Raw genomic sequence first — 10,200 nt, 5'->3', positions numbered from 1 at the left:
CCCCATACCCCCTACTCAATACTCACTCCCCGAAAAGTTTTGGCTCGCGATCGCCCCACCACAGGTGCTTGTTCGATCTCGCGGGAGCGCACCTGATGGGCTTGAAAATGCTGCTGCCACATTTCTGGTGCATTCAAAGTCTCGCCACCGTGGTCTGTAATCCGTTTCCGCACCTGACACAGTACGGGTGTGTTGACGCACGATCCGGAAATAATCACCTGCCCTTTGGTAAGTGCAGGCAACTCCTTGAGCAAGTCGCGTCCAGCCGCTTCGACCCCGTATTTGAGGCTATCCTGGTCAACTGGGTTGACAATTCGCATAATGAACTGGCTCATACACTGAGACAGCACATCCGAATCGAGTTTGCCCGGACGCTGAGTAATCAACCCCACGCCCAAGCCAAATTTACGGCCTTCACTTAAAATCGTTCGCAAAATCATTTTGCAACGCGACGGTTCATGAGAGGGGGCAAAGCGATGCGCTTCCTCAATCAAAATGAAGACTGGATAGGGCAGGTAATTCTCGTCATCCGGGTTAATATTTCCCTTTTGCGTATTCATCCTCGCCTGATTAGCCTGCCGCAGCACCGCTGCACAGATCACCTGCTGTTCTTCCTGGCTAATTTCATTCATTTGCAGCACGGTCACCTGCCCCGGTTCAAACAGGTCGCGCGGGGCAAGGTGGTCAAACGAGTGAAAGTAGGACGATCGCGCCAACCGTTCCAACTTCCACTCAATTGCCGGAGCCGACGAGCCAACCTTTTCATTGCCCTCTTCGTCCTGGGTGCGATCTGCCTCAAATACGGCAGCAATCAGATCGTTCACACCCCAGCGGTAGTCCCCATACTTATGCTTTTTGAGAATGGTGAAGGCTTTGTTGAGAATAGACTGCTGGCGATCGCTCATCTCCGGCAGCAACGTCAAAATATCGTAATAATCTAACGACGAGATCCGAATCTTGACATGCTCAGGCGATAACACTTTCACGTTGGGGGCATAGCCATCTTCAGCGGCAAAGGCAGGATGTCCCCGCATCTGGGAAAGCGTACCATACTCGCCGTGGGGATCAAAAATCAGCACCGCTGCCCGGTTATGCGGCGACAGCAGTTCTTCCACCAGCACACCAGCCGTGTAGGATTTCCCCGACCCTGTTCCGGCTAAAATGGCCATGTGCGTGCTGACCAGTTCTTTCACATCCAGTGCGATCGGCACCGCATCCATATCGCGCAGCAGCAACGACCCAATATAGGCTGCTCCCACTTCGTTGGGCTGCTTTTTGCTCAACACCTGCCGCAACCCCTGGTCGCTGGCTAAGCACACCTTGGTTCCCGGATCGGGCGCTTTCCGGGGGTTCATAAACCCCAGCGCCGGATGAAAGTGACCGATGACATCAACCGTCACTTCATAAATTTCCGGGTTGGGATGAGCAAAACCCACCAGTGCTGCGATCGCCTCCGGGCTAATTTCTGTATCGGCAAAGATGCGATCGGGCAAATGATCGATCAAACACCGCGCCGAGATTTTGCCGAGAATTTGTAAAACGGGCGCTTGCGAATTTTCAGCCGCCTGCACTTCGTAATAAACAAACTCACCAATTTTGACGTAGCGATTGTCGGCAGTGATGAACACGTATTGATTGCCATTCTCTCCAGGCCCTTTCACTGTGCCAATCGTATGCGAAGACGAAAAAGAAGCAGGTGCTGCACTCATAGATTCGAGGCTTGATACAACAGATCGTTAAATTCAGACAAAGGAAGGCTTGGTATTAATACTGTCTACAGCGCTGGATATCCCTGGGGTACCGCCAACCAATGACAGGGAAATCACGGATACCGTTCCACTCTAGACCGTGTAGTTTAAAGCCAGCGGATCAGTTTATTCGTTAATGGATTCAACCAACATCAAGGATGGTGCTGCTGACCGTCTCGGTAGTGCCTTCAGGCGACAACCTGAATTTAGGCCTGAGTCTGGTGGAAACATCATAGTTCCTTAGACCCTGCGGACGAAAGGATTGAGTAAACGTGAAGTCAAGTTCCCAGCGCTGATGGGTCTAGCTCTACTGTGTATCGGTGTTCGTCGTGAATGTTCCCACATTGGTTCAACTGCCCTACTGCTTTAATTCCGTCATCTGTAATTGCCTGGTCTTAACGGGTAGATCTGCAACAGAGCCTTGCAGACTTCCAAGGCTGTTCATCTTTGCAACGCCCCACAGGAGCCAGTAACGATGGATTTTCAGGAATGTCCTAGTTCAGTTATAGAGCCTGAAGCTTCAACAAAGTGGGCAGTGTCAGCCATGGTAAACGAGGTTTCCCCGTCTCCGTGCCATTCCGCTTCTAAGGAACTGCCTATTCGGCAGAGTTGGCTTCCCATCATTCACAACTTAGAGCATCGCCTGACTGACATCATGTTAACGAGTGACAGCACGCAACTTGCTCTAAAACGGCTGACGGAAACCCTTGAACAGTCATTGCATGCGGATCGCTGCACGATTGCAATCAAAGCATTCAGTCCTGAATCTGTACCTGTTTCCTACTGTCGCTTTCGGGATATCATCTCTGGCGAATCGCTCCAGTGTTCAGAGGTGTTACATCACCCAGCCTTCCAGGACTGGATGTCGAATGCTCATCCCATCGCTATTGCAGATTTACAGGCATGGTCTCCTGTCGTCGAACGCCCGTCCACTGCGGCAGGTTCGCCTCAGGGTTCACAACCAAGAGCGGTTCTGGTCACCAGAACCTTATTTCAAGGGCAAGTCAATGGAGTCATCATCCTTACACGCTCATGCCCGGATGGTTGGACGGAGTTAGAAGTGCAGTTACTTAAAGCAGTCTCCAAACAAGTGGCGATCGCCATCTCACAAGCGCAGCTCGAACAGCAGGTGCAGCAGCAGATTCAGTATCAAACCCTGGTGGATCAACTCACACGAGCCATTCGCAACGACTGGAACCTCGACCAGGTGTTTCAACTCGCCGTGGAAGGATCTGTGTCGGCTCTGCAAGTGAGCCGTGGGCTTGTACTCCTGATGAAATACACCGATCCGCTCCACAAAAACCGAGCGAGCGAGCGAGTTCCGGGAGGACGCGCCATTGTCGTCTGCGAGTTTCCATCTGCCTGTGAACGGCCTGCGGTAAGGCTCGCCAGCCCGGTCTACCCGGATGAAATTCACGAAGAGACAGGAACGTGGATTAGCCAGTCGTTTAGTTTGGCTGACTGTCGAATTTGTCAATCCATTTTCACAAACGGAATTGAACCGATTGCTATTCCAGCCCCTGGTCATGAGTTCGCTCAACTTAGCTCAGACGATTCAGACAGCGACACTGGCGTGGCTCCCATCTTTAATCCAGAAACGATGCCATCGACCTTGCTGGTACCGTTAGAGAATCAGGGCACTATTTTGGGCTGTCTTGTGCTCCAGCACACCCATGCGCGGTTCTGGAATGCAGAAGAGGTGGCGTTTATCCAACTGGTTGCGGCTCAACTCAGTACGGCAATTATTCAAAACCGGACGCTGCGTCAGGTGCAGGCATTAGTAGATGAACGAACGGCTCAACTGCGTCGCAGCCTTGATGTTCAAGCAAAACTCTACGAAAAGACGCGGCAACAAATCGGTCAACTGCGGCGGCTCAATGCGATTCATGAAGAGTTTCTCAGCACCATGAGCCACGAACTGTTAACTCCTCTAACCAGCATGACATTAGCAATTCGGATGCTGCGTCAAGCGGCACTCTCTCCCGAGCGGCAGGCGAAATATCTTGATATCCTGGAACAGCAGTGCCTCCAGGAAACCAGTCTTATCAACGACCTGCTAGCACTACAGCGGTTAGAAACCAGCAATAGTTCCGTTCAGTTGCAAAAAATTGATCTCAAGTTTCTCGTGCGTGATTTGGTAGAGTCCTTTACTGAGCGCTTTACAGACAGCGGTTTAACCCTGGAGGTCGATCTACCGACTCGTCTACTGCCGCTTTACACCGACGTAGACAGCCTGAATCGCATTTTGGTAGAACTGTTAACCAATGCTAGAAAATATGCGGCACCTGGTAGCCTGGTGCAACTGAAGATATCGCAAGAGGTCGAACAGTCTGTTAGCCAGGTGGTGATGACAGTCACGAATAACGGCTCTGGAATTACACCAGAAGAACTGCCGTACATTTTTGAAAAGTTTCGCCGTGGGCGTGGCGTAACCCAACGAGCGATCCAGGGAACGGGCTTAGGATTAGCATTGGTAAAGGGATTGGCAGAACATCTCAATGGCGCGATCGTAGCCTCGAGCCAACCCTCTAATGGCAGTGAGGTATGGGAAACGTGCTTTACACTGACATTACCCCAGTTCCCTGAGGGATTTATACCTACGAGCGCTTGACAGAGTTTCGTCCTGAATGAAACATTAAATCACGGTTAACTATAGAAGTTGCCATCCTGAATTTGCGTGTTGTGTTGACCGAATTGTGCGAGGAGGAGTTTGTGGCAGAAGCAAACAAGTTTGACTTCACATCCAATCTGTCTGATGTTGCAAACGGCGCAGCAGAGTTAGACATGGAGTTGCCGCTTGAGAATGCCTCAGCGCAAGGGGTAGATGTTCGTACCGAAAAGCTAGAAGGACGAAAGCGGCGGATCTCTGCCAACCTTCAGGTTCCTTATTCGGTAGAGCAACTTTGGCAGATTCTCACCGATTACGACCATTTAGCCGATTTTATTCCCAGTCTGGCGAAGAGCCGACGCATCGATCATCCTCAGGGTGGTGTTCGCCTGGAGCAGATTGGGGCTCAGTCTTTTCTCAAGCTGAAGTTTTGTGCTCGTGTGGTGTTGGATATGATTGAAACCTTCCCCCACCAAATTGACTTTCGGATGGTGGAGGGTGATTTTAGAGAATTTTCGGGGAGTTGGCAGATTCAATCGGTGCGATCGTCCGAGCAGCCCATTACCGATTTATGCTACACCGTACTCGTCGTTCCCCATCTCGCTATGCCCGTGGGTTTAATTGAGCGTCGGCTGGGGCAGGGATTAGTCCTCAACCTGACTGCAATTCGGCAACGGGCAGATGTGCTGTTTGGCTGAAGCTGCCCTCCCTGCTCCTCCTGCAAGCTAATTTAGAACAGGAAGCGCAACAGAACGGTACTCAACGAACCAAGGAAGTTCAAGAAATTTCCGCCTCTGCCGCGACTGCCCCTTGCTTCTGCTTCTTGCAACGCTTGTAGCCCTTCAGAAAACCGGGTAGCCGCTAACTGACCCTGTTCGTTTTGTTGAGCCAGGTAAAGCTGCTCTGCGCGTTCAGCATCTTGTAGTGCGCCGGGTTCATCACTTAAGCGAAACCGGGAAATGCCGCGAGCCAGGTAAGCGTGGGGAAATTCAGGTTTGAGGCCAATAGACTGGTTGTAATAGGCGATCGCTCCCCTAAAATTGCCTCGCTGGGCTTCGGCCAAGCCCCACATGTATAGATCTTCAGCCGTCAAAATTTGGGACGGAATATCAAAGGCACCAACTAAGTTAGCTCCCTCCAGATTGGCCGCTTCTAGCACGACGCCACCCATCTGCGCTCCCCGTAAATCGGCACCGCGCAGATCGGCTCCTGTTAAATCGGCACCGCGCAGGTCAGCACTAAACAGTACGGCTCCTGCCAGGTTAGCCCCACGCAGGTTGGCGTTCCGCAAATCAATTTGAGCCAGGTTCCCCAGGCTTAAATCGGCCTCTTGTAAATTTGCGCCGGATAGATTGGCGTAGACCAACCCCACCTCCCTCAGGTCACACCGCTGACACTCTCTCGAATTCATCAACTGTTGGGTATGTTGGACGTTTTCGGCTTGGGCTGGAGTGACTAAACCAACCGATGCCAGCGTTAGAACAAAGAGAAGCTTAAGTTTCATAGACCAATCCATTGAGCTAGGGCTGGAATGGGGACGTGAGTTGTCCAAAGTGTACCCAAAATCACACTCATCTGACAGCCGTTTTCCCAAGTTTGGTTTCTTTTCTCAAACTAAGATTGAGTTGTCCCGACACAAGATTCTAGAGATGTTAGGATGTTGCGATGAGACTTCCTCGTCAGAACCAGCACTCATAAGAATCAGCGCATGGATGTTGAAGCCGCCACTAACTCGCAGGGACTGATGCCGATCGAATCTGTCCAAAAAGCCTTAAATCGGTCTCGTGCCTCCGTCTATCGTTATTCCAATACAGACCTCAACGAACTGAACCCACCCTATGACCCTAAGCGCCTTAATCCTGAATTACGGCTAAATAAGGACGATCCTCTGCTGTTTCATCCCAACGAGGTGGCTCGGTTTGCACAGGAGGTCTTGGGCATCAAGCAAATCACCATCAAGATTCAAGAGCCGACTGAAACCGCCACACAGGAACTTCTCAAGGCTATCTTAAGCGAGCTTCAGCATATTCATCAGCTATTGGAGTCGCGGTGAAGCGGGTGAACAATCTAAAGGCGGTACACTGGGAGCGTAAAGTTAAAACTGCTGCCGTGGTTGGGCACCGAATCGACCCAAATTTGACCATAATGGGCTTGAATTACTCGACGGCAGAGAGATAGCCCGATACCATAACCCTCTTTTCCTTGATCCCGTTCTAGCCGGAAGCGATCTTCAAAGATATGTTCCTGGTTTTCCTCCGGAATGCCAGGGCCATTATCGCAAATGGTAACCTGCACTTTTTGGGTGGTGCGGTGTAGGGTGGTTAGCTCGATGGTGCCGCCTTCTGGCGTATATTTGATGGCATTATCTAGCAGGTTCACCAGCACTTGCTTGACCCGCTCTGGATCGGCGTAAACAGTGGGCAAATCTGACGGAATATCGGTTGAGATGCGCTGCGCCTTGGCGATGAATTGCTCGCGCAACCGCTCGATCACATCCAGGCACAGGTCTCCCAAGCTGACCCGTTGCGGTCGAATCTGGAAGCCGACCTCTGTTCCCTTTGCGGCTTGCAGGATATGGGTGATCATGCGATCAATGGCTTTGGTTTGAGTCCGGGCATGTTTTAGCAATTGAGCCGTCATGGCAGGCGTTAAACGGTGGTTGCGCCCATTTTCCTTCAATCCGTTGCCCATTTCTAACGTTTCGAGGGCGATGGATACCGCCGTGAGTGGGTTACGCAAATCATGAGCCAGGATGTCAATTAAACGGTCTTTAAACTTGAGATGATTGGTTAGTTCATCCGTTTCGCGCTTAAGACGAAAGATTTCATCCGAGAGCTTCAGCAATTCAGCCGAATGGGCGATCGAACCAATTGTAGATTGTGAAGCGGCTCCGTTGATGTCAGCCTTATGCAGATTGGCTTCAAACTCTTCTGCTGCTTTTTGCCAGCGCGGCCACCAATCTTTGAGCTGAGGAATGAGGGTACTGCCTGCTAGAGTCTGAAAGGGTTCGGGATGAATCTTAATCAGAGAGGGAGTGGCTACCAATTTAAAGTGTTCTGCTAGATGGGGCTGTTCTCCAACATCAACCACCTGTAGCTCAAAATGATGGCTGGCTTCCAGCTCGCTTAAGTAGTTGCGAATTTGGCGAGTTTTCTCAAGCGAGTTGGGGCGCTTGTCTACAAATAACAAGAGCTGTAAAACCGCCTCTGAACTAGTGTTCGATTTAGGCAATGCCTCCATGAGACCTGACTGGTATAACTATCTGGAGAGACGCTGAATTTTTTGTTTTTCTTTACTATTTATAGAGTATCTTGTGCTGAGCGTTCCTGACCTGTCTGAGCCTGCTGTTTTGCCTTGTCTTGGGAAAAGAGCTTGAGCGGCAGCGTCAGGTGAGATGTTCGACAAAACAGCACAGGACAGGGAGCGTGTTGAAGTACGTAGTGGCTGACGGCGCTCAGTCGGGCGTACCGAAAAACGGGTGTGCGATTAGCTGCCACGACCCACTGGATTGAGTTGTACCCCATGATAATGACATCTGCTTGCTCTGCCATCCGGCAAATCGTAGCACCCGGTTCTCCGACCTGAGCAGAAAGTTGAATCTCTATGGCTGACTGCTTCAAGGCGGATTGAACACGGCTAACCAGGTGTTCCCCCTGTTCTTTTTGAACTTGCTGGAGAGAATGCGTTAACTGCCAACTGGGCATAGGCATGGCAAACGGACTAAAGGGTCCCAGCGGATAGGGCGCGGATAGGGGAGGCTGTACATTAAGAATTGTAACTTGCTGCACGCCTGCCGGGATTAACTGTTGAGTGATGGCGATCGCCTGTTTGGTGGCATCTGAGCGATTGACTACCAGCAGCACCCGCTTCCAGCTTGGTTCCCAGCCTTCTGTTTCTGGCACACGCATCACCAGTAACGGACAGGCGGTCTGGCGCAGCAGGGTTTCGAACACTCTGGAACCCATCCCAAGCGGAAGTTTGGCATTGGCCATCCGGTGCTGGGCTTTATTTCCTGGCGGCCAACCGATTGCAATTAACCCAGGTGGAGAGGGTTGGGCGGATTGCAAAGTCTTGATTAGCGATCGGATAGTATGAGACGGTGTATCTAGTATGGCTGGCGATTCAGGTTGATTTTCTGGCGAATGCAGTAGCTGTGCCACTGGCGTGAGTAGCTGTTGAGCGACCTCATCTCTGTGAGAGCCATCGGTGATCAGCAAAAAGGGTAGGTGCAAACCAAAACCGTTATGATTCATCGCTCTAACCGTGTAATAGGTTTGTATACACCCGCAACTGCTGTCTATTCGCAGAAAGGGTCACAACTTAAATAAACTAGAAACAGAAGATTCAGCTCAGATATAGCGGGGATCTAAGTTTTTACTGCCAGGAGTGTGTGGATAGATTGCGATCGCACACTGATGCAGGTCTGCTACGAAGGTCTGCTACGTTGCCGCATACCCGTTCCTTAATCCAGCCTACCCATCGGGATCAACAAATTACCAGACACCAATGGTAGAACTTTTGGCACCCGCTCTAAGCCTTGGCAACTTCTGACTGCATTGCATATGCTGATGAGTGAAGTTACATCGTGTAAAGATTTCGGAACCTGTGTAAAGCTGCGAGGGCGGGAATGAAGATTTTGGTGTTGGCTTGGGAATTTCCGCCTCGCATTATCGGCGGCATTGCCCGTCATGTTGCAGAACTGTATCCAGAGTTGGTGAAGTTGGGGCATGACATTCACCTGTTAACCGTCGAATTTGGCGAAGCGCCTCGCTATGAAGTGGTAGACGGGGTTCGCATTCACCGTGTTTCTGTTGCACCCGGCTACGATTTTTTTGGCTGGGTGACTAACATGAATGAGAGCATGGGACGGCACGGCGGCAAGCTCATGCTGGAAGATGGCCCATTTGATATTGTTCATGCCCACGACTGGCTGGTAGCAGATGCGGCGATCGCCCTCAAACACCTTTTTAAAGTGCCCCTGGTCGCTACCGTACATGCGACGGAGTATGGTCGTTATAACGGTTTGTACACCACCACCCACTATTACATCAACAGCAAAGAAACCGATCTGGCTTACAATGCCTGGCGGGTGATTGTGTGTACCAACTATATGCGGCATGAGGTTGAACGTACGCTCAAAAGCCCGTGGGACAAAATTGATGTTGTTTACAATGGCATCCGCCCGGAAAAGAAGCAACGTCTTCACGATTTCGATTTTTGGCCGTTTCGGCGACGGTTTGCGAGCGACAGCGAACAGATTGTGTATTACGTGGGGCGTATGACCCACGAAAAAGGGGTGAGTGTTTTGCTTAATGCGGCTCCCACTGTGCTCTGGGAAATGAACCATGCCGTGAAGTTTGTTATTATTGGCGGCGGCAATACGGATCATTTACAGCAGCAAGCCTGGAATTTGGGCATCTGGGATAAGTGCTATTTCACCGGGTTCATGTCTGATGATGATTTGAACCGATTTCAAACGGTGGCTGATTGTGCCGTGTTTCCCAGCTTATATGAGCCGTTTGGTATTGTTGCGCTAGAGAGTTTTGCCGCCAGGGTGCCAGTGGTGGTTTCCGATGCGGGTGGATTTCCAGAGGTGGTGCGTCACACTAAAACGGGGCTGGTGACCAAAGCGGGTCAGGTTGACTCGGTCTCCTGGGGAATTTTGGAGGTTCTCAAAAACCCCGGCTATGCTCAATGGCTGATCGACAATGCCTATGAAGATTTAGAACGTCGGTTTAGATGGGATAAGCTTGCCAAGCAAACGGAAGCCGTTTACGGACGAGTGCTGCACGAGCGCAGTCAAACGGAGTGGCTGTAACGCTACGCTTAGAGTTTGAACACGCC

General features: G+C 51.0%; 8 protein-coding genes. 4 read left to right on the top strand and 4 right to left on the bottom strand.

Annotated features, from left to right (window positions below; all coding sequences use genetic code 11):
• Positions 1–11: 11 nt before the first annotated feature.
• The gene (locus IQ268_RS23365; RefSeq protein ID WP_193884232.1) at positions 12–1,709 is read right to left on the bottom strand and encodes an ATP-binding protein; all 1,698 of its coding nucleotides are present in this window, start codon (positions 1,707–1,709) and stop codon (positions 12–14) included.
• A 583-nt stretch (positions 1,710–2,292) separates the two neighbouring features.
• Between IQ268_RS23365 and IQ268_RS23360 the strand changes: the two genes are divergently transcribed.
• Together IQ268_RS23360 and IQ268_RS23355 are read left to right on the top strand one after the other, a co-directional pair.
• On the top strand, positions 2,293–4,359 hold the full coding sequence (locus tag IQ268_RS23360) for an ATP-binding protein (protein ID WP_193884230.1): 2,067 nt from the start codon (positions 2,293–2,295) through the stop codon (positions 4,357–4,359).
• 101 nt (positions 4,360–4,460) lie between these two features.
• The gene (locus IQ268_RS23355; RefSeq protein ID WP_339383516.1) at positions 4,461–5,054 is read left to right on the top strand and encodes an SRPBCC family protein; all 594 of its coding nucleotides are present in this window, start codon (positions 4,461–4,463) and stop codon (positions 5,052–5,054) included.
• A 32-nt stretch (positions 5,055–5,086) separates the two neighbouring features.
• Here the strand turns inward: IQ268_RS23355 and IQ268_RS23350 are convergent, their stop codons facing one another.
• The gene (locus IQ268_RS23350; protein ID WP_193884227.1) at positions 5,087–5,860 is read right to left on the bottom strand and encodes a pentapeptide repeat-containing protein; all 774 of its coding nucleotides are present in this window, start codon (positions 5,858–5,860) and stop codon (positions 5,087–5,089) included.
• A 204-nt stretch (positions 5,861–6,064) separates the two neighbouring features.
• Here IQ268_RS23350 and IQ268_RS23345 point away from each other — a divergent pair, with 204 nt between their 5' ends.
• Positions 6,065–6,409, top strand: a complete 345-nt coding sequence (locus IQ268_RS23345) for a resolvase (RefSeq protein ID WP_193884225.1) — start codon at positions 6,065–6,067, stop codon at positions 6,407–6,409.
• A gap of 14 nt (positions 6,410–6,423) precedes the next feature.
• Here IQ268_RS23345 and IQ268_RS23340 read toward each other — a convergent pair whose 3' ends face one another.
• Together IQ268_RS23340 and IQ268_RS23335 are read right to left on the bottom strand one after the other, a co-directional pair.
• Positions 6,424–7,596 carry a histidine kinase gene (locus IQ268_RS23340; RefSeq protein ID WP_193884223.1) on the bottom strand — a complete coding sequence of 391 codons (1,173 nt, stop codon included), beginning with the start codon at positions 7,594–7,596 and terminating at the stop codon, positions 6,424–6,426.
• Positions 7,597–7,655: 59 nt separating this feature from the next.
• Positions 7,656–8,609 (bottom strand): universal stress protein, encoded by a 954-nt coding sequence (locus IQ268_RS23335; RefSeq protein ID WP_193884221.1) that lies wholly within the window; start codon positions 8,607–8,609, stop codon positions 7,656–7,658.
• 374 nt (positions 8,610–8,983) lie between these two features.
• On the opposite strand from IQ268_RS23335, the gene IQ268_RS23330 reads away from it, so the two are divergent.
• Positions 8,984–10,174 carry a glycosyltransferase family 4 protein gene (locus IQ268_RS23330; RefSeq protein ID WP_193884219.1) on the top strand — a complete coding sequence of 397 codons (1,191 nt, stop codon included), beginning with the start codon at positions 8,984–8,986 and terminating at the stop codon, positions 10,172–10,174.
• Positions 10,175–10,200: the final 26 nt, after the last annotated feature.

It is taken from the genome of Oculatella sp. LEGE 06141, assembly GCF_015207605.1.
Classification (GTDB): Bacteria; Cyanobacteriota; Cyanobacteriia; order Elainellales; family Elainellaceae; genus Oculatella.
The sequence above is the reverse complement of the archived record's forward strand: the minus strand, read 5'-3'. Positions and strand labels throughout refer to the sequence as shown.

Excerpts from the sequence above, each read along its gene's own strand:
- IQ268_RS23345 (WP_193884225.1), top strand. The coding sequence starts at position 6,065 with ATGGATGTTGAAGCCGCCACTAACTCGCAGGGACTGATGCCGATCGAA.
- IQ268_RS23335 (WP_193884221.1), bottom strand. The coding sequence starts at position 8,609 with ATGAATCATAACGGTTTTGGTTTGCACCTACCCTTTTTGCTGATCACC.
- IQ268_RS23360 (WP_193884230.1), top strand. The coding sequence starts at position 2,293 with ATGGTAAACGAGGTTTCCCCGTCTCCGTGCCATTCCGCTTCTAAGGAA.
- IQ268_RS23365 (WP_193884232.1), bottom strand. The coding sequence starts at position 1,709 with ATGAGTGCAGCACCTGCTTCTTTTTCGTCTTCGCATACGATTGGCACA.
- IQ268_RS23330 (WP_193884219.1), top strand. The coding sequence starts at position 8,984 with ATGAAGATTTTGGTGTTGGCTTGGGAATTTCCGCCTCGCATTATCGGC.
- IQ268_RS23340 (WP_193884223.1), bottom strand. The coding sequence starts at position 7,596 with ATGGAGGCATTGCCTAAATCGAACACTAGTTCAGAGGCGGTTTTACAG.
- IQ268_RS23350 (WP_193884227.1), bottom strand. The coding sequence starts at position 5,860 with ATGAAACTTAAGCTTCTCTTTGTTCTAACGCTGGCATCGGTTGGTTTA.